Origin of the sequence: Paenibacillus sp. FSL R5-0766 (assembly GCF_037971845.1) — a bacterium.
Classification (GTDB): Bacteria; Bacillota; Bacilli; order Paenibacillales; family Paenibacillaceae; genus Paenibacillus.
Genome location: NZ_CP150227.1, coordinates 1,047,316 through 1,065,849, shown reverse-complemented (window position 1 = coordinate 1,065,849; position 18,534 = coordinate 1,047,316). Strand labels below are relative to the sequence as shown.

Annotated in this window: 17 protein-coding genes; 9 read left to right on the top strand and 8 right to left on the bottom strand. The window is 45.5% G+C overall.

Annotated elements, in window-relative coordinates; translation table 11 throughout:
* Positions 1–15 precede the first annotated feature (15 nt).
* Together MKY66_RS04820 and MKY66_RS04815 are read left to right on the top strand one after the other, a co-directional pair.
* Positions 16–615, top strand: a complete 600-nt coding sequence (locus tag MKY66_RS04820; protein WP_076213273.1) for a sigma-70 family RNA polymerase sigma factor — start codon at positions 16–18, stop codon at positions 613–615.
* Positions 566–1,528 (top strand): hypothetical protein, encoded by a 963-nt coding sequence (locus MKY66_RS04815; RefSeq protein WP_083657209.1) that lies wholly within the window; start codon positions 566–568, stop codon positions 1,526–1,528. Before MKY66_RS04820 ends, MKY66_RS04815 begins: the two co-directional genes overlap by 50 nt.
* Before the next feature lie 422 nt (positions 1,529–1,950).
* Here MKY66_RS04815 and MKY66_RS04810 read toward each other — a convergent pair whose 3' ends face one another.
* Positions 1,951–4,272 carry a beta-L-arabinofuranosidase domain-containing protein gene (locus MKY66_RS04810; protein WP_076213265.1) on the bottom strand — a complete coding sequence of 774 codons (2,322 nt, stop codon included), beginning with the start codon at positions 4,270–4,272 and terminating at the stop codon, positions 1,951–1,953.
* 182 nt (positions 4,273–4,454) lie between these two features.
* Here MKY66_RS04810 and MKY66_RS04805 point away from each other — a divergent pair, with 182 nt between their 5' ends.
* Both MKY66_RS04805 and MKY66_RS04800 read left to right on the top strand, forming a co-directional pair.
* Positions 4,455–5,219, top strand: coding sequence for an AraC family transcriptional regulator (locus MKY66_RS04805; RefSeq protein WP_143760345.1), 765 nt, complete (start codon positions 4,455–4,457; stop codon positions 5,217–5,219).
* Positions 5,220–5,348: 129 nt separating this feature from the next.
* Positions 5,349–5,861: a GNAT family N-acetyltransferase gene (locus MKY66_RS04800; RefSeq protein WP_076213262.1), complete on the top strand. Its 513-nt coding sequence runs from the start codon at positions 5,349–5,351 to the stop codon at positions 5,859–5,861.
* A gap of 361 nt (positions 5,862–6,222) precedes the next feature.
* Here the strand turns inward: MKY66_RS04800 and MKY66_RS04795 are convergent, their stop codons facing one another.
* The gene (locus MKY66_RS04795) at positions 6,223–7,266 is read right to left on the bottom strand and encodes a 2,3-butanediol dehydrogenase (RefSeq protein WP_076213243.1); all 1,044 of its coding nucleotides are present in this window, start codon (positions 7,264–7,266) and stop codon (positions 6,223–6,225) included.
* Positions 7,267–7,597: 331 nt separating this feature from the next.
* On the opposite strand from MKY66_RS04795, the gene MKY66_RS04790 reads away from it, so the two are divergent.
* Entirely contained in the window at positions 7,598–8,509 is a 912-nt protein-coding gene (locus MKY66_RS04790) for a LysR family transcriptional regulator (protein ID WP_076213241.1), read from the top strand.
* A 115-nt stretch (positions 8,510–8,624) separates the two neighbouring features.
* Here the strand turns inward: MKY66_RS04790 and MKY66_RS04785 are convergent, their stop codons facing one another.
* On the bottom strand, positions 8,625–10,379 hold the full coding sequence (locus tag MKY66_RS04785; RefSeq protein WP_076213238.1) for a HAMP domain-containing methyl-accepting chemotaxis protein: 1,755 nt from the start codon (positions 10,377–10,379) through the stop codon (positions 8,625–8,627).
* Between the two features lie 328 nt (positions 10,380–10,707).
* On the opposite strand from MKY66_RS04785, the gene MKY66_RS04780 reads away from it, so the two are divergent.
* Together MKY66_RS04780 and MKY66_RS04775 are read left to right on the top strand one after the other, a co-directional pair.
* Positions 10,708–11,337: a TetR family transcriptional regulator gene (locus MKY66_RS04780; protein WP_076213236.1), complete on the top strand. Its 630-nt coding sequence runs from the start codon at positions 10,708–10,710 to the stop codon at positions 11,335–11,337.
* Complete coding sequence (locus MKY66_RS04775; RefSeq protein ID WP_076213233.1) at positions 11,334–12,308, top strand: alpha/beta hydrolase; 975 nt, start codon at positions 11,334–11,336, stop codon at positions 12,306–12,308. The genes MKY66_RS04780 and MKY66_RS04775 overlap by 4 nt, the downstream gene beginning before the upstream one ends.
* 105 nt (positions 12,309–12,413) lie before the next feature.
* Here the strand turns inward: MKY66_RS04775 and MKY66_RS04770 are convergent, their stop codons facing one another.
* The 3 genes from MKY66_RS04770 to MKY66_RS04760 all read right to left on the bottom strand — a co-directional run bounded on the left by MKY66_RS04770 (position 12,414) and on the right by MKY66_RS04760 (position 14,651).
* Positions 12,414–13,766, bottom strand: coding sequence for an amino acid permease (locus MKY66_RS04770; protein WP_076213231.1), 1,353 nt, complete (start codon positions 13,764–13,766; stop codon positions 12,414–12,416).
* Positions 13,767–13,900: 134 nt separating this feature from the next.
* Positions 13,901–14,029 carry a hypothetical protein gene (locus tag MKY66_RS04765; protein WP_256704278.1) on the bottom strand — a complete coding sequence of 43 codons (129 nt, stop codon included), beginning with the start codon at positions 14,027–14,029 and terminating at the stop codon, positions 13,901–13,903.
* A 166-nt stretch (positions 14,030–14,195) separates the two neighbouring features.
* On the bottom strand, positions 14,196–14,651 hold the full coding sequence (locus MKY66_RS04760) for a GNAT family N-acetyltransferase (protein ID WP_076213228.1): 456 nt from the start codon (positions 14,649–14,651) through the stop codon (positions 14,196–14,198).
* Positions 14,652–14,906: 255 nt separating this feature from the next.
* On the opposite strand from MKY66_RS04760, the gene MKY66_RS04755 reads away from it, so the two are divergent.
* Positions 14,907–15,482 carry a GNAT family protein gene (locus MKY66_RS04755; RefSeq protein WP_179088549.1) on the top strand — a complete coding sequence of 192 codons (576 nt, stop codon included), beginning with the start codon at positions 14,907–14,909 and terminating at the stop codon, positions 15,480–15,482.
* The gene (locus MKY66_RS04750) at positions 15,479–15,826 is read left to right on the top strand and encodes a DUF1801 domain-containing protein (RefSeq protein ID WP_076213225.1); all 348 of its coding nucleotides are present in this window, start codon (positions 15,479–15,481) and stop codon (positions 15,824–15,826) included. Before MKY66_RS04755 ends, MKY66_RS04750 begins: the two co-directional genes overlap by 4 nt.
* Before the next feature lie 71 nt (positions 15,827–15,897).
* Here the strand turns inward: MKY66_RS04750 and MKY66_RS04745 are convergent, their stop codons facing one another.
* Both MKY66_RS04745 and MKY66_RS04740 read right to left on the bottom strand, forming a co-directional pair.
* Positions 15,898–17,202 (bottom strand): DUF1963 domain-containing protein, encoded by a 1,305-nt coding sequence (locus MKY66_RS04745; protein WP_076213223.1) that lies wholly within the window; start codon positions 17,200–17,202, stop codon positions 15,898–15,900.
* 107 nt (positions 17,203–17,309) lie between these two features.
* A complete protein-coding gene (locus MKY66_RS04740) occupies positions 17,310–18,488 on the bottom strand; it encodes an alanyl-tRNA editing protein (RefSeq protein WP_076213219.1) in 1,179 nt (392 codons plus the stop codon).
* Positions 18,489–18,534: the final 46 nt, after the last annotated feature.

The following is an 18,534-nucleotide window of genomic DNA, read 5'->3' as shown; positions in this document are numbered from 1 at the left end:
GGTGAAACTAAACCAATGGATTATTCATACATACATCAGATCGTTGTTGAGGTGCTAAAAGGGCGGACAGAGAAATTCGAGATCATTGTGCAACGATATGAAAAACCGATCTTTCGCTACTGTTATCACATGCTGGGACACCGCACAGAGGCTGAGGACAGTGGACAAGAGGTATTTCTCAAAGCCTATCGCTCACTTGACAAGTTTAAACCCGACCTATCCCTGGAAGCCTGGCTATACAAAATCGCCTATAACCAGTGCATTGATGTCATACGCAAACGAAAGCTAACAAGATACCTTCCCCTCTTCTACCGCAAAGATCAGGAGAATGCACATGTGGATCTGGCAATTGAAGCGAACTATTTCGATGAATATGTGCTGAAGGCGATGTCGAGATTATCCGCTGAGGAACGCAATCTGTTGATTCTAAGATGTGTGGAGGATAAAAGCTATGAGGAGATTAGTCAGATTCTTCAGCGGAACAGTCCAAGTCTGCGGAAAAAATATGAGCGTACCGCAGCCAAATTCCGTACCTATTACGCACTGGCGAAAGGAGATGATCCCCGTGAAAACGGAGTACAACAACGATCAGGATCTGAGAGAACTTTTTCATAACACACCGAATTTCAAGACGGATCTGACGAGTAGCGTGATGCACAGGCTACAATCTGAATCCAAACCAAAGGAGAGATTCTACGTGAAATATAAAGTGAGTTTATTGGTGCTGGCTGGCATGCTGCTGACGGTATCGTCTGGTTTTGCAGCAGTGAAGTATCATTCATTGAAGAACAGTCATGGAGAGGTCGTCTATCAGGAAAAATCAATATCAGAGGCTCCTGCTATAGCCAATTATTCAGACGAAGAACGCAAGCGGATCAGCATAGCAAATCAGGCTTATGATAAGTTGGATAAAGGAACCGCCATGCTCATTTATGTCGCATCACACAACCCTGACCATCAATTGGATATGCGTTTTACCCCTTTTATTTTCCAAAATGCAGCAGACCTTCGTAAAAAGGTTAACAACTCAGATATTAAGCTATTGGATAAAATCGAAGGGGATTACACGTTTGAATGGGCCGAAGCCTTCATGTCACCGATCACGGATGTGAAACCCCTGACCTCGGAAGAAGAGGCCGATATTGCAGAGAAACTACGCCAGAAAGCCCTGGCGTCCAATGCGGACTATGCAATGATGCCGATTGAATTCGCTGACGATTTCCGCCATATCCGCAGCTTTTACAAGCAGGGGGATAAAAAAATAGCGGTGACGACTGTAAATTACGGTGTAGGACATGGAACAGCTACCTCCTACTGGGACGATCAACTTGATCTGATCAAAGAAAAGTTTACCGTGAAGGGCACTGAAATGATCTTTACAAAGGACTCTGATGGCTCTCCTTCAGGAATAAACTGGGTGGACCAGGATGCAAAAACAGGTCAGACCTATGGATATACCGTCTCCGTGTGGGAGGGCCATGTCACGGAACAAGAGCTGCTTAACCTGGTGAAGATGTATCTTAATTAATGTTCAACTTCGTTAAAACGGTGATGTTTCCTCCAAAAGCATATCACAACAAAAGCTTGCCCCTCATCAATCGAGGGACAAGCTTTTGATCTGTTTATATATTAATGTCGTGCGAGCTTAGCCTGAACAAATGCTGAAGCGGAACCTCCAGTTCAGGATACAACACGGATTGAATCGTTTCCTGTTCTGTATATAGATGACGGGACCCACAATAAACTGGTGCGATGAAGTGGGTACTGGCGACATATCAAAAGCTTTGCCGTTAATTAATTCCCATGCCCCCTCCCAAGTTAACCAATCCTGAAAGTTATAAGTACCTTTATTATCGGGTTTTGCCACACTTCCAACCTCCTCTTCCAACTAACCGTAATTTATTTTCATTATAACATTGTGTTTTTCGCCTTTTCACACCATGCCTGTTATCACGAAAAGATGGATTCCGGTTTGCTTCGCGTGGTGCGTACCTCTACAACTTTCCCGGCACAGCCATTGTCACCCTTCGCCTGGAACATTACCGTAATGCTATCTTTGCCTGATGTAATCGTCTCAGGAATATCGTAGGTCACATAGAACACTTCGCCGATTTTGTTCATATGAATTCGTTGCTCTCCGATGACGGTTCCATCCACGGTAATGCTGAATTGTCTGTCATATAACGTACCTTCCCGTTCAAACGGGGAATGATCTCCGCCCCAATAGGCCACACATAGATAATTGGTTGCCTCACGATCCACTGCCAGTTGGTAACTGAAGTAAGCCCCACTGACGCCATAAGCCTCTCGCCACATATGCAGCTTTTTACGGCCATCTGTGGTTGAACCGTTGTGGTGCTCCCCACGGCAGTTGCTATCCAGTTGATGTCCAATCTCATCCTGCTGACCGTCAGCCTGAACCCTGTCGATCGTGATATCGTTCAACTCTTTCTCCAACGCATCTCCTTCATCGTTAAACGGCCAGTACACGGTATAAAATTGATGATGCACATCATAGAACGGAATCAGCTTCACAGCTTCGCCCGTGGAAGTGACCTCCTTGCTAAGTTCAAATGTTAACGTATCTGCATCTACAACCTTGATCCACTCTCGTACATCCTCCTGCTTCGTCCAGATCACAGGCACAGGTGCAGTCTTGGGATTCAGCGCTGTTTCGTCCACAATCGTGTCCTCTGGAAGCCCCTCGCTCCCTAGCGCACCGGCGAGTACGATTGGCCCGTACAGGAATGCCACCTTATGGGCATCATCACGCGAGGTGTACTGGCGAAGCGACATCGGCAGTGTGATTGTGATGACATCGCCCGCTGTCCATGTGCGGTCGATGGAAAGATAGCCGGGTTCCATCCGTGTATACGGATGTTCCGTATCCCCGTTAACTGTTGCCGTCATTGGCTCTTGCAGCCACGAGGGCACACGTAATCTTAGATGGGCCGAGGCGCTGCCTCCGGTGATCGTCAGGGTCACCTTTTCCGAATAAGGAAAGTCGGTTTCAAGCTTCAGGGATAATCCCTGTGACGCCCAATCCAATTGGGAAGCGATATACAGGTTGACGTACAGGTCCTGTTCATCCTCAAAATAAATCGCCTCGGCATATTTGCCCGGGTTCTCCATGCCTGATCCTGTGCAGCACCACCAAGCGGTATCGTGAGTACCATAGATTTTGTAGTGGCCTTGCAGCGTTGATGCAAAATATGTTTTGTTCCCCGTATCGGGGTCCTGCGTGCCGAGGATGTGATTATAGATGGCGTTTTCATAATAGTCCATGTAGGCGCTATCATGATTCCAGGCAAAGAGTTGCTTCGTTAGATGTAACATGTTGTGAGTACAACAGCTCTCTCCTGTTTTGATGCCAAGACTCTCCATACCCTTTGCTTCGTAATGCTCCGAAATGCTCGTCGCACCAAATACATAAGAACGATAATGCACCGTGGTGTTCCAGAAAAACTCTGCCGCTGTCCGATAACTCTCATGAGTATGGTCCTGATTGTAGATTTCGGCTGCACCGATCACTTTGGGAATCTGCGTATTGGCGTGTTTGCCTTGAAGATCGTCCTGTTTGTGCTCCAAGGGTCTCAGGATCAATTGATGGGTGAACTTATTAGCGATCTCAAGATATAAGGCTTTACCGGTAATACCATACAAGTGTGCGAATACTTCATTCATGCCCCCGTGTTCACTTTGAAGCATCGTCTGCATCTGTTCTTCTGTCATCGGGAGCAAACCTTCGACCGCCCAGTCTGCAAATCGAGTAACTACATCAAGTGCCTGTCCGTTGCCAGTGAGTTTATGGGCATCAATTAGGCCGCGATAGATTTTGTGCACACTGTACCAGGGAACCCAGTATTCACCGATATTGAATCCACCGATATTCTCTGCTCGAAAAGCCATGTGGAAAGGTTCTTCGGACAAACCACCGATATACCCGCTCCCCGTGGTTTGCTGTATTCTCGCCAGTTCAGTGACAGCATAATCCAGTCTTTCTTTTAACGTGATATTCCCGGTTGCCTGATACGTCACAGCCAGGGCAGACAGATAATGTCCGAGGGAATGTCCGCTGATGGTACGTGCCTCCCAACCCGCGTAACGCTCTTTTCGGGCAGGTAAACCATGAGCTTCGAAGCATGGAGCCAGGAATCGATCAATATCCAGCGATAACAGGTAACGCTCCCCCACCTCTTGTGATGTTTGGAACACACCATTTAACAGATCTACATGTTCCGGTCCCAGAAATCTTTTTTTCGTATCAATCATGACACTCACTCCTTCTCGGGATGTAATAGATATCCATTCATTCTTAAGGGGTAAAATCCGTGTTCTGTTCCATATGACTAATACTCATCAATCTACTGTAGAGCTTGAATATCCCCATAATATCAAATAAAATACAATTACATCAGACTCATAATCCAAGAAAAGGTGGATAAATCCGTCCTATGCAAAAGCCACTGGAACATTACCTGTGCGGCAAGTTCATATCCGAAGGCAACTGGAGCCACATGAGACGCAGCATGCCTGTGCATGAGATCATTTTGATGTTGGAAGGTGAGATGTACATCGCGGAGGAAGACGAAAAGTACGTGGTTCGTGCCAATGATCTGTTGTTCCTGCGCGCCGGACGCACCCATTACGGCTACCAGATTAGCGATACACCCGTCAGCTTTTACTGGGTTCACTATGATGCCATTTCGGCAGAATTCAACCAGTTTAGGACACATGCCACCATTCAGGTGCCTTCCATGGCCAATCAGTTATTCAAGCAGTTGCTGCATGTGTCATCCTTCTCACCAGAAGAAGCCGACGCTGCTTTGTTACTGTTGTTCAAGGAGCTGGAGCGCAATATAGAGGCGGATTATCGCCCGCACAATGCAATTGTGGACCATATCTGCAAGTGGGTCGATATTCATCTGCATACAAACATTACGGTGAGTCAGATTGCGGAAAATTTTAATTTTAACAAAGACTATATCTCCAAAATGGTGAAACGCGAGAAAGGTACTGGACTCAAAACCTATATCCTCACAGAACGTATTCGCCGGGCAAAACAGTTGCTGCTCAACACCAATGCCAGTGTAAAAGAAATCGCCGGACAGTGCGGCTTCTCCGATTACAAGCTGTTCCTGCGCATGTTCAAGCAATACGAAGGCAATACACCAACCGAATATCGCAATCATCTGTATTCCACACAGCTCAATCGCTGATATGCTTTGATCTATAGAAATGACTGAGTTACCTATAGAAAATTTGAATGAATCGGATTGAATCCGTTATGGTAAAATGCAAGAAAACTGTATTCCATACTTAACCCATAAGAGAAGGGGAATTATAAGATGACAACGGCTGCCGTTACGATTCATCCTGCCACAGAAGCAGACCATCCTGAGATTGTAGATATCCTTGTTGCAAGTTATGCCGAGTATCGGGAGACTTTTGAGCAAAATGAACGATGGGAGGCCTACCTCAAAGATATTCGAGAGTCTGTGGTTAATCCGTACCTGACACAATTATGGATCGCGAAGATTGATGATCAGATTGTCGGTACAGTCCAATTATTCGAAACAGCACGCAAGGCTTATCCAAACTTTGAATTGCCAATCGATTATCCGTTTATTCGGCTGCTGGGTGTTGATCCAAAATGGAGAGGTCACGGGATTGCCAGAGTATTGCTCCAGCAATGCGTAGATTCTGCCAAAGAAATGGGCAAAAAAACGGTGTATTTATATACAGGCGGTCAGATGGTCAATGCCATCCGGTTATATGAGCGTTTTGGATTTACAGAGGATGAGGAATTCAGCTCCGAGAGTAGCGAGGGCAAGGCGATCTGTTACCGTTATGATTCCTAGTGTTGGCTAACACCAACACGGGATCAGCCAGCAGAGAATGAAATGTAAAACAGACCGATCATCTTCATGGACGGTCTTTTTTACATTTATAGATGTCAACTATATAAGTTGCACTAATCATTTACACGATAACGGAGAGGACTGAAAAAACCTGAAAAAGCGAAGCGTTCGCCTAAAAGCTTTCTGAAAGAAAGCTGCATCGGAAGCATACGCGATCCCCGGATTTTCCCTTGAGAAAAGGAAGTCGAAAAAATCTGGGGATAACAGCGATTGAAAGGTTGTTCTGTCAGCGTAGTGTCAGTGTAAATAATCTTTAGTTCAACTTATATAGCATTTGAAATGATACAACGCTATTGATTTTTTAGCCGCCAATCTCCACCAAAATCTTCGCATGGCTCTTGTCGCTCATTAACAGCTCAAGCCCTTCCTGCACGATATCGTCCAGTTTGATTTTCTTGGTGATGACCTGTTTCACATCGAGCGACCCTTCAGCAATCAGTGAAATCACTTCAGGGAAAATGTGGCGATATGCCAGCGTTGCCGTTAGATTCGCTTCTTTGACCAGAAGATCGAAGAAGTTCACTTGAAGCGGATTTGGAATCGCTGCGATGACAACAACTTCTCCACCTTTTTTGACAACCGCAATGGCGCTATCCATCGTTGGTTGCACACCCGCTGCTTCATAAGCCACATCAATACCACCCGATTGTTGCAAGATCACCTCGGTTGCATTGACTTTGGCACTGTTCACCGGAATCGCTCCCAGCTTGGCTGCCAGGTCCAGACGTTCCCCAAATACATCAACTGCATAGATTTCAGAGGCTCCTGCTGCTTTGGCAGACAGAATGGTCAATAATCCAATTGGACCTGCTCCATATACGGCTACTTTGTTCCCCACTTTCAGCTTGCTGTGACGAACCGCGTGAAAAGCTACTGCTGTAGGCTCTACGAGCGCGCCTTCTTCGAAAGATACGTTATCCGGTATGGGATGAACCATGTATGCTTCAACAACAACATACTCCGCAAAACCACCATCACCATTCAGTCCAACGAATCCAAATTGAGTGCATTGGTTGTAACGACCCTGGATACAGTACTCACATTTTCCGCAATGGTACAACGGCTCTACCACAACTCGATCCCCTACACTGATACCGCTTACATTACTCCCCAATTCACTCACGGTTCCTGCAAATTCATGACCCAATGTCAATGGTGCTTTCTGTCCTGAGAGCGGATGATTCTCGCCTTCTTGAATCCCCACACCATGATGATAGGCATGCAAGTCACTGCCGCAGATCCCCGCATATTCCACTTTGATTTTGACCTGACCCGCTTGAGCAACCGGAACCTCCCGCTCTTCCACACGCACGTCTTTATGGCCGTACCATACTGCTGCTTTCATGAAGTTCATCCCCTTTATATGCTTGTCTATATAAGTTGAACTAGAAATGTTACACCTAATTACGCTGATTGCAGTACCATTTTCGATCGCTCTTATCCCCAGATTTTCTTCATCCCCTTGATGCAAGGGAAAAATCCGGTGATAAAGGCGCACGCTCTGCTTCTTCAGATTGGTTCTGCACTCTGCGTTTCTGGTGTAAAAGTAAGGTTCTACTTATATAGTAAAGAACTATAACGCTTGTCTATATATTATATCGCTGTTCATGTATTATTCATATTTATAGATACTAATGTTAACATTAGTTGTATTAATGCTAAACGGAGATGAAATCATGAATCTGGAACAGCTCGAATATGTCGTTGAAATTGCGAAAACGAAATCATTCTCCGCCGCCTCGGAGCATCTACATGTCACACAATCGGCGATCAGCCAATCGGTTCATCGTCTGGAGAAAGAATTGGGTATCATCCTGTTCGAACGCTCGCGGCAGGGAACTCATCCCACTCCCGAAGGCAAACAATTCATTGCCAAGGCACTGGATATTTTACAGCGGATTGATGAATTGAAATCCCTGAACGCAGAAGCCTCCTCACTTAGCGGAGAGCTTCATGTGGCTACTTTTCCAAGTGTTATGCCCTATCTTGTCCAGTCTGCTGCGGATATGAAGCGTGAGCACCCGCAACTTAACATCTCCATTGAAGAGAAAGGGTCCATGGAAATTATCGAGGATATTCGCAATAACAAAACCCATTTGGGCTTTATAGCGATCTATGCGAAACAGCTGCGGGAATTCGATGGACTTCACTTCAGTCCCATGTACTCGGGTAAGCTGGTCGTCGGTACGCATCACCTGTCTGAACTTGCCAAGCACAGCCGTGTTTCACCTGATCAATTAAAAGAACACAAACTGGCACTCTATCGAGATGGTTTCATCGAAGACTTCATCAAGGAATTCACCTATGATCATGGACCTCTGTCCATTCTGTTTAAAACAAATAATTCAGAAGCGATCAACATGGTGTTAAGAAACGATATTGCCGCGACAATTGGTCACGACTTTTCCTTTCACCAAAATCCCTTATGGAAAGAAGGTCTGGTGAAGATGGTAGAGATCGCTGGAATCGATCAACCCAAGATGCAAATTGGCTTCGTACAGACGGAGTCCAAGGAGGCCGCTGTAGCCGCAGAACGATTCGCCCGACGCTTCAGACAAGCGATAGAGCTGGATCATTTAACAGTTTAAATCTAAAAAAAGTGTTCCACCCTTTGAAGGAAGTTTGGGATGAACACCAACTTCTCCAAGAGCGGAACACTTTTCTGACTATCTCTTGCGTTACTATTACTACATTTAACTCAAACTATACTTTAACTTTACGTACAGCTTCACTCATCTCGGTGGTCTGCTGCTCCAGCATGGTGGAGGTCTGCGCCACCCTGTTGAACATAGCCGATTGTTCACGCATTAAGCGATAGATTTCATCCGAATGATCCGACACCCCGGCTGAGATCTGCGAGATCGTATTGACGGAGGCTGCAGCCTCTTCCGATCCTGCCGAGATTTCCTCTGCCGCAGCGGAGACTTCCTGAATGCGACTGGTCACCAGTTGGAACGCGTCAACTACATGAGCGAAAGCTTGCTCGGCTTCTGCGGTAATTGTAACCCCTTGTCCAATCTCGGTTGCAGTAACCCCCATCTGTGAGCCAATCTGCTGTGATTCTTGTTGAATACGAAGCAGTAAGTCGGAGATCCGTTCCATGGATGTGCTTGAGGCCTCAGCAAGCTTCCGAACTTCATCCGCCACAACCGCAAAACCTTTACCGTGTTCTCCTGCATGTGCTGCCTCTATGGATGCATTAAGCGCAAGCAGCTTCGTCTGACTCGCAAAATCACGAACCGTATGCAGGGCACCACCAATTTCCTGGGAGTAATTGTTCAGCACCTGAACCATCGCTACAACTTCACTTGAGACATTTGAGATGCTCTCCATCTGTGTTTTCATCAGTGTCATGCTCTGTTTACCGGACTCCGCCGTAGAAAGCGCACTTGTTGCTGCATCCGATACAATCATCGAGGATTCGGAAATATCCGTTATGCCTTTTGCAATCTCTTCCATCGCGTGCGCGCTATCGCTTGCACCCTGCTTCTGCGTATGTGCACCCTGCCTAATCTGTTCGACAGATTGATCAACCGTCTTGCCCATCTCAAGCATCTCTTCGGTACTGCGATTAAATTCCTTCGTTGATTCCGATAAAATATCTGTGGTTACTGCTACACCTTCAACCATGTTACTCACAATTTTATTCAAGTTCCCGGACATATGTATCATCGCTTGATATGTTGTTCCAATCTCATCTTGGCTGCGCAAACGATACGACGTCAAAATTTGATTCGCTTCTGCAAGCTCACCCTGTGCCATTTTTTCCACACTCGCCTTCAGCGGTTGAAGTGGTCGCAGTCCTCTTACGATAAACCACGTGACAACAGCAATGCCTATAAGTGTAATCAGTAGCAATAAGGCATAGAAGGGAATACTCGATTTCATTATATCTGACTCAATGCTTCCGATCACCGATACCGCCGTATCGATCCCAATTACACCTGTTACAGCGCCGTTACTATCCAGCATGGGAGCGTAAGAGGAAATATAGTCGCCGTACTCCTCATTGTTAATAATTGAAGAACTGGCTGTTTGCCCCTGCAACAGCTTCTGCACAGCTTCCTGAGGGACATCCGTAACTTCATTAATCGGTGAGGCTTTATCTGCATCCTTCATACCATCCACCATAATAAGTGGCGTACCTTTGTCATCTATTTTGACGAAATACACATACATTGCACCAATGCTTACGCGAAAGTCATCCAGTTCATCACGAATCTTCAAGAATTCGTCATTCTCCTTGGGGTCCTTGGCAAACTCAGCATAAGATGCTGTATCCAGCTGATTCACATAACTCTGAGCAATCTGGATGTTGTAACTCGAAATGGCCTCCTGCGCAGCTAGTTTCATATTGGCCACCTGTAACAGCATGCTTCCCACGGCTATAATCGTAATGACCAGTGTGACTACTGCAACAATGCGCACAACCAAACGTTTTCTAAAAAAAACAATCATCCGCTCCTCTTCCTCTCCCGTGAACCCAAGCCTTTTTGACTAGGCGCTACCAAAAAAACACATGCTTGAAGCACTATGTATGGGAAAATAGTAAATGAATATGTCGAATTAGGCAAGAAAATATTGGGTTTACATAAAAACGCTATCATGACTGTGGTAACTTTGTTGGATGCAATAAAAAAAACTCCAATGCAAGCATCAGAGTATGTTCAAAGATTAGTGCAACTGAATGAATAACTTACTATTGCCATAAGGAGTTAATTCAGATATATTATTAATTAATTGATCAGTTAATTAATTAAATCGAAATGATGAAAGGAGAATTCATTTGGCCAGACCGATTAATGAGGAAAAGAGACTCGAGCGGCGTAAACGAATCCTAAAAGAAGCCGTGATCCTTTTTGCCGAAAGCGGATATTCCAATACCACAACGGCTATTATCGCAAAAACTGCAGGAGTAACTTCCGGAACCATCTTTCAATACTTCCCAAGCAAAGAAGCTCTGTTCCATGCCGCTGTACTTGAACCGCTTGATGATATTCAGAAGAAATCACTTGCTTCTCTACAACAAAAAGGAACACCAGGTACGTTGATTAAAAACATGGTAGAAGAACAATTCAGTCATATTTACTTCTATACCAATGAGTTACGACTCGCTCAATCTGTCTTGGGGCAACGAACCAGATTCCCCGAACTTACACAGAAGGTCCTTGAAAGCATAAAAATAATGACCGATACGATTGAAGCTGTCTATACAAAGGGGCAATCCATGGGGGAGTTCAACAAAAGTTTCTCTCCAGCAATGATCTCTCGGAGCTATATTTCTTTTTTGAATGGAGTAGCCTTGACTCTCGGGGAAGACATTCTTCATCATCCTGAGTGGGAGAATCTGAAGGGACATGCCTTTTATCTGTTTGCACCAATACAACATGATGAAACACTGGAGGAATCTGAATGAGTCAACCATCTTTACCACCCGTTCTGACATTTAAAGGTCGCATGGAGAAACGCAAGAAACTGTTATGGGGCCTGGGGATTGCGTTTGCGCTTATTGTAGCTCTTGTATTCTTTGTATCCTATAAAGTAGTAGACACGTTATTACACCATCCACGAGATACCAATGTCAGTTACGAGTTGAATATGAAGAAAACACCTTACGAAGAAGTCGAATTCAAGAGTTTGAAAAATGATAATACGATTCGAGGAACTTTCTTTCCAGCGAGTATATCTTCAGGCACAGCAAATAACAAAACAATTATTATCGTACATGGGTATACGAGTAATCGTTTAGTCAAAGGGCGTACTCCCAAGTTGGTAGAGCATTTCGTCCCAAAGGGGTATAACGTACTGGCCTTTGATCTCAGCTCACAGGGTAAGTCCGATGGAGATTTGATTACGCTGGGTCTACATGAGAAATACGATTTACTTGGGGCTGTAGACTATCTAAAATCCAGAGATCATGCGGGAGACCATATTGGAGTTATCGGCTTCTCTATGGGGGCTGCTACTTCTCTACTGGCCACAAGTGAAAGTGATGATATCCAGGCTGTAATTGCAGATAGTCCATTTCGTAATGCAGGTTTATTTCTGAGAGAGGGCCTGCCATTCTTCTCAGGTTTACCTGCATTCCCTTTCAGTTATACATCGACATGGATGGCGGATTGGGTCTTTAACGTTGATCTTGATTCCGTATCACCTATGGACGCGGTTAAAAAGATGCAAGACAAGCCCGTTATGCTCATTCACGGTACCGGGGATCAGCAAATAAGTTATAAAAATACAGAAAAGATCTATGAGTCCTTGAAAAATAATCCCAATGCAGAAGTATGGTATCCTCAAAATACGGAACACATTGATGCGATTAATCATTATCCAACTGATTATTTCCAAAGAGTAGATCGCTTTATGGATAAGTATGTAGGACAATAAATTGAAAATACCAAAAGATTATTAACACAAAGAACATCCCGGCTCGAATACCAACGCCGGGATGTTCTTTGTTACGTATTATCTCACATTTATATATTACAAATACTAAACTGTTCGTCCATTCGTCTTCCTGAATCGAATCAGGGACCAGATAATCAACAACGCGAGCACGGCAAGACAGATGCTAATGCTGAACCGATTACCTTCATCAAACACAAACATCACCGCAATCACACTAAGACATACTACCACGACTCCGGTTATGTAAGGGAATCCCCAAACTTTGAAGGTCGGTTGAACCGGATATCTCTTCCGCAGTTTTAACTGTGATGAGGCAATACAGATCCACACAAGGATTACGACAAACCCCGGAACTGCGAGCAATATGCGGAACAGTTGATCCTGCGCGAACAGGCCAAGCAAGGAACCTCCAAGCAAAACTACTGAGCACACCAGAAGTGTGTTAACAGGGCTACCGTTGCGATTGGTCTGTGACAATGCCTTCGGAGCTTCCCCGCCCACTGCCATGGAGTGCATCATCCGGGATGCACCATAAATCCCTGAATTCGCAGCAGATAGAACTGCCGTCACCAAAATGAAGTTCATTATGTGTGCTGCTCCCGGCAGTCCCGTGGAGGCAAGCACCTGTACAAATGGACTGCTCTCCGGCCCGATCTCATTCCATGGAATGAGACCACAGATGATGAGAATCGGCAAGGTGAAGAACAGAATAATTCTGAGCATGAAATTGCCCACGATTTTGGGCATAACTTTTTCTGCATTTTCCGTCTCGGTCAGGGTCAGACCAATCAGCTCTGATCCCCCGTAAGAGAACATAACCACAAGCAGTGCCGAGAAGATCGATGACCATCCGTTCGGGAAGAAGCCTCCTGCTTGCGTATAATTCTGCAGATATGGCGTGTTATCACTTGGGATAATACCAAAGATCAACCCTGCACCCAGGAAGATAAAAATAATGATCATGGCAATTTTGATCCCGGCCAGCCAAAACTCAAATTCCCCGAACACACCTACACTTAACAGATTAACGAGTATAATGAACGCCGCACAAGCCAGACTCAGCATCCACAGCGGTACTTCCGTGAACCAATACTGCAAAAAACTCCCGGCAGCAATCACCTCAATGACACATACCGATAACCACAGAAAGCAATACATCCATCCCATAACAAAGGATACTCGGCTACCAAATGCCTCCTGCACGAAGTCTTTCATATTTTTGTTCTTGTACACTGTAGCCATCTCCGCCATCGCGGCCATAACAACCAGCAGCAATAATCCGGCAAAAATGTACGTGACAATCACGCCCGGACCTGCGAGTCCAATCGTCTCTGCACTGCCTTTGAAAATTCCCGTTCCAATGACACCACCCATAGCCATAAAACTGATGTGTCTTGGTTTAAGCTTCTTCTGTAATGTTCCTTCTGTCTGAGCCAATTCAAGTCCTCCTGATGTAAAAAACGTCTGTAATGTCTTGTTTCATAGACATAATGTCCAGTATACCCTATTGTCCATCAATCAGCCCAGAAGTTCCTTATGGCCAATTCATCCCAAACGTATAGGGACATAACCTATGTTTTATACCCCACAATCGCATGAACCAATCTATATACAATCCAGCTGAGTACCACAGCAATGATGGGACATAACACCAAGACGGCAAACAGCGGATTCATATGATCGAACAACCAATATATCATGCACGACTCCCTCCACATTCTTCGTCACAAGGCCACGTTGCTTTAATGCTGTATTATTTAGTTTATTCTACTCGTTTTCCAACTCTTAAAATGTACGATATGTTGCACAATAAAAAAACCAGCATCCTGTAAAAAAACAGAATACCGGTTTCTCATGCGATTCCACTTAGATTGTTTTTGTCATAAACATGCTGTTCGGGTCCAATATATAATCTGCGAATGGTTCGCAATATTCGAAACCGAAGTCTTCGTACAATTTCCGTGCCGGGATAAATGAATCCATTGAACCCGTCTCCAGACTGATTCGCTTATAACCACGGTCTGTGGCAACCTTCATAATATGAGCCAAAATTTTTCTCGCTACGCCTTTTCTCAGATGAGCCGAAGCGGTACGCATCGATTTCAACTCTGCATGCTCTGGATCAAGTTCTTTGATGGCCCCGCAACCGAGCAAGTCATCCCCTTCCCAAGCACACCAGAAAGTAATCTCGGGCTTCTTGAGTCCATCCAGATTCAACGCATGAATACTCTCTGGAGGCGAATCTGCCGCCATCCCTTGCAAGTGCTCCGCAATTAAAGCCTTAACTTGGACTCCACTCAAATCATCCACTTTGATCTGCAAAACGTACCACTCCTGCCGTCATTTTTATTGGTTTTATCACTGAATGTATATCAATCATTTTATCTTACTACCGTGTTAGGTTATATGACAAGAGGTTACTTATATCCACTGAAATACGCTATTGTGATTCACCTATAATTTCCAGTATGATGAGGCTATCAGATGCCAAAGGGGCGAGGTCTATTGCGAATTATACATAGAGTTAAATGTGAAACTAAGGTGAAGCCATCTTAACCTATTTTAAAGGAGACCCCTATGACACTAACTACGGACAACCTGTTTTATAGCAAACGATTAAAGATGACTCCACCACGTCCTGAAGACGTGCAGACCATGCTGCAATGGAACGAAGACCCGGAGTACCTTCGGAATGTGGATACTGATCTGGCCATTCCCTATTCAGAGAAACAGTTGGAAGATGAGGGCGAAACAAAGAACAAGGAAGTTTACTTCAGACTGCGCACGCATGATGAGGATACGCTGATTGGTTTTGTCGTCATTCATAGCATTGAATGGAACAACCGCTGCGGACAACTTGCTATTGGCATCGGACTTGCCAAACATCGTAACAAGGGATATGGTACGGAAGCGTTGAATCTTATTTTACGATATGCATTCCATGAAATGAATCTGGACCGGGTTGGCCTCGATGTCATCGCCTACAATGCCAAAGCAATCCGTTCCTATGAGAAGGTTGGTTTTCAGTTGGAAGGTCGGGCACGTTCAGCTGTATATCGTGATGGTAAGCGTTATGACCGCTTGATGATGGGAATCCTAAAACCAGAATGGGAAATACACAATCAGATCCATACGGAGGGTGAACAAGTATGACCAAGAATGCAGAAGTTACTGCGTTTATTGAACAGATTCAGATCCCCTGGCAAATACAAGTCGCTGAACAATTGCGCCAGTTGGTGCATGATACCATCCCTGATGTAGAAGAACGTGTGCAATACAAGAAACCTCATTTTTTGAAAAACGGAAAGTATGCTTCGGTCATCTCACCATCCAAACAGGCCGTATCCTTCACCATCTTCCATGCAACCGGACTCGATCTACCCGATGGGATATTTGAAGGCCCGGAAGAACGCAAAACGATCAAACTCAAGGAAAAAGATACGCCTGATTATGATTGGCTGGCAGGATTGCTGAAGCAGGCATCTGCAGAATTGTAGGAAAATCTGACGACATAAAAAGGCATCCCATGAAGTTCAAGAACTTACGGGATGCCTCATTGCTTCCACCATCAAGATTGCTGGTATGATACGGCGGTCATCTGGCACGGCTCACATATGAACATGTAATACATACCCTCACCATATTCCTCAACCTCGCCCCAATCCAGTTGTGCGACAGCCTTCATTCTCGTGGAACAGCTTGGACATGTTGGATACTCCGCATCCTGAACCCATCCTGGATGGCCGCCGACCTGAGATAACGATGGCTCCATCGCCCACTCACTGGCATGGAATGCATGCCGCGATGCATTCGCAATCCGAAACTGCTGGCCAACATCCGGTGCAAATTTACCATAGTCGTCCAGGTCAATCTCGTCCATTCCCATAGGCATGACATTATGTGAACTCCATAACGGTTCCCCTGCCGCGTCCAGCTCCATGTAAACCACACCGTAACTGCTGCATATCACGCAAGTCTGTATCTGAAGTTGCTGGGCATGCCAAGACACGTCCTTCAGAGCGGGATGCTTAACATCCAGACTAATTAAGGTGGTTAACGCATTGCCACACCATGGACAACAATTAGCGCTAGAATTCAGCATCGAGAGTGAATTTCCGGTTACCTCCACGTTAGGCCCTTCATTCTCTTTAACTTTATAGAGTGAATAACTTGGGGTGATGAATAATTCCCTGCGCTGCCCGTCTTTTGTAAGCTCCCAACCAGCTTCAGTGGTGTAATGCTCAGGTGTCACGTATAATTCACTCGCCCAAGATGGCGGAGACTGCCTCCACTGCCGGAACTGCTGCACAACAACGTCATCTCCGATATGGGCCAGCATGAGCAATATGTGATTCCGATTCTCATCATCGGTGTTCACCTGCTGCAAGAGACGATCACGAACCTCACCCGAGGCACTTTTATACAAAATGGCAGGATAATAGATCTCCTGTTCCAGCAGCTCAGGAATTTCGGCAGTCAACGATATATCATGGTAGCAGACCAGATATACCAGAATGTCTTTGCCCGTATCTTCATCACCTGTACGAATCCGTTGCATCGCGTAATCCTTCATCTGATCTTGTTGCTCTACAGACAAAGATAGATATACCTGTTCCTCGGATTGTTCATAGGGTGTATAACGAATTAGTGGATCGCGAACCTGAGGTTTGTGCATGATTTTCAAAATTTCGACCGGGTCTGTGATACCTGCATACAAGTTCACGTCACGTCGATTCGCTTCAATGTATCTCTGGCGCTCCTCGCGTTCCATCTCCTGTTTGCAAGGCATGCAATACCCACCTGTTCTGGCAGCCGTTGCTGGCAAAATGGTATTTGCACACCCCTCCCGTATACACGGAATTCGTTCTGTCATATTCCAACCTCCTTCAACTATTGGCAATGGAAAACACGCCACAATGTGACGTGCTTGTCCCTTACTCATATTTCAATACCTGCGTGTCTCATAAAGGAAAATACGAATCAGTGATGTCCCAACTGGTCCTTGGTAAACTCATAAAAGGCAAGCGCATCTTCACTGCTGGCAAAGCCTGCCTGAGCCATCTTTTCACTACCTCCACCTTTGCCTTGGTAGGCTCCAAGATTGCCTTTGAAGAAAGGTCCACAAGCCCATTCAGGCGGTTGGCCGTTCTGTGCCAGAACTACTTTGGCCTCTGAGATACTGGCAAAGAGTACAAGCCCCTCATGGTCTGCCGTCAGCTTCGTTGCCAGGCTCTGCATATCCTTGAGCGATTTGTCTTCAAAGACCTGAGCAATCACCAGCCCTTGCCGAGCGGCCAGAAGTTCCTCCGCATAATAGGCATCGTTGGTTGTTTTCACTGCATTCAGCTCGGTTTGCAGCTGCTTTTGCTCCAGTTCCATTTTCTCAATACGCTCCAATAATTCGTCCTTGCTGGTCTTTAATTTAACCATGATGCTATTGAGCACGTTTTGTGTGGATGTAAATTCATTTAGCGCCCTTGTTCCACATTTGAAATAAATGCGGGTGCCACCCTTCACTTTTTCGGTTTTCAACAGTTTGATGATGCCGATCTCACCTGTCGCCGACACATGAGTTCCACCGCAGGCGTTATACTCCACACCCTCGATCTCAACGATGCGAATGTCCTCTGTCACCGTAGGTTGCTTCACCAGTGGTAATTGTGCAGCCTCTTCTGTTGTAACCCAGGACGTGTTGATGCGAGCGTTACGATAGATCTGACGATTCACTTCTTGTTCAATGGCGGTTAATTGATTCGCTCCCAGTTCAGCCGCAGCCACATCAATCGTGTCATACTCCGTTCCAAGATGGAAACTGAGTGTCATCGCTTCAGTCAGCTTTAGCGTGATTGCCGATAACAAATGCTGACCCGTATGCTGCTGCATATGATCGAATCTGCGCTCCCAGTCAATATCACAATGTACTTCGTTCTGCTCAGGGGCACGTTCCAGCTTGTGCCACACCTCTCCATCTTCGATGTTCACATCCAGAACAGTGATGCCGCCAATTTGCCCCAGATCACAAGGTTGTCCGCCCCCATGCGGGTAAAAAGCAGTCTCCGCCAGCGTGACATATACACCATCTTCCTTGTCCACTTTGCCTGTAATTGTTGTATGCCACTCTCTTGTATAAGCAGAGTCATAATAGATTTTTTGCGTCATTGAATCATCCCGATCCCTTCTCGTTCAAATGGGTTTTCATAATCTC

Excerpts from the sequence above, each read along its gene's own strand:
- MKY66_RS04820 (WP_076213273.1), top strand. The coding sequence starts at position 16 with ATGGATTATTCATACATACATCAGATCGTTGTTGAGGTGCTAAAAGGG.
- MKY66_RS04810 (WP_076213265.1), bottom strand. The coding sequence starts at position 4,272 with ATGATTGATACGAAAAAAAGATTTCTGGGACCGGAACATGTAGATCTG.
- MKY66_RS04805 (WP_143760345.1), top strand. The coding sequence starts at position 4,455 with ATGCAAAAGCCACTGGAACATTACCTGTGCGGCAAGTTCATATCCGAA.
- MKY66_RS04800 (WP_076213262.1), top strand. The coding sequence starts at position 5,349 with ATGACAACGGCTGCCGTTACGATTCATCCTGCCACAGAAGCAGACCAT.
- MKY66_RS04795 (WP_076213243.1), bottom strand. The coding sequence starts at position 7,266 with ATGAAAGCAGCAGTATGGTACGGCCATAAAGACGTGCGTGTGGAAGAG.
- MKY66_RS04790 (WP_076213241.1), top strand. The coding sequence starts at position 7,598 with ATGAATCTGGAACAGCTCGAATATGTCGTTGAAATTGCGAAAACGAAA.
- MKY66_RS04785 (WP_076213238.1), bottom strand. The coding sequence starts at position 10,379 with ATGATTGTTTTTTTTAGAAAACGTTTGGTTGTGCGCATTGTTGCAGTA.
- MKY66_RS04775 (WP_076213233.1), top strand. The coding sequence starts at position 11,334 with ATGAGTCAACCATCTTTACCACCCGTTCTGACATTTAAAGGTCGCATG.
- MKY66_RS04765 (WP_256704278.1), bottom strand. The coding sequence starts at position 14,029 with ATGATATATTGGTTGTTCGATCATATGAATCCGCTGTTTGCCGTCTTG.
- MKY66_RS04755 (WP_179088549.1), top strand. The coding sequence starts at position 14,907 with ATGACACTAACTACGGACAACCTGTTTTATAGCAAACGATTAAAGATG.
- MKY66_RS04750 (WP_076213225.1), top strand. The coding sequence starts at position 15,479 with ATGACCAAGAATGCAGAAGTTACTGCGTTTATTGAACAGATTCAGATC.
- MKY66_RS04745 (WP_076213223.1), bottom strand. The coding sequence starts at position 17,202 with ATGACAGAACGAATTCCGTGTATACGGGAGGGGTGTGCAAATACCATT.
- MKY66_RS04740 (WP_076213219.1), bottom strand. The coding sequence starts at position 18,488 with ATGACGCAAAAAATCTATTATGACTCTGCTTATACAAGAGAGTGGCAT.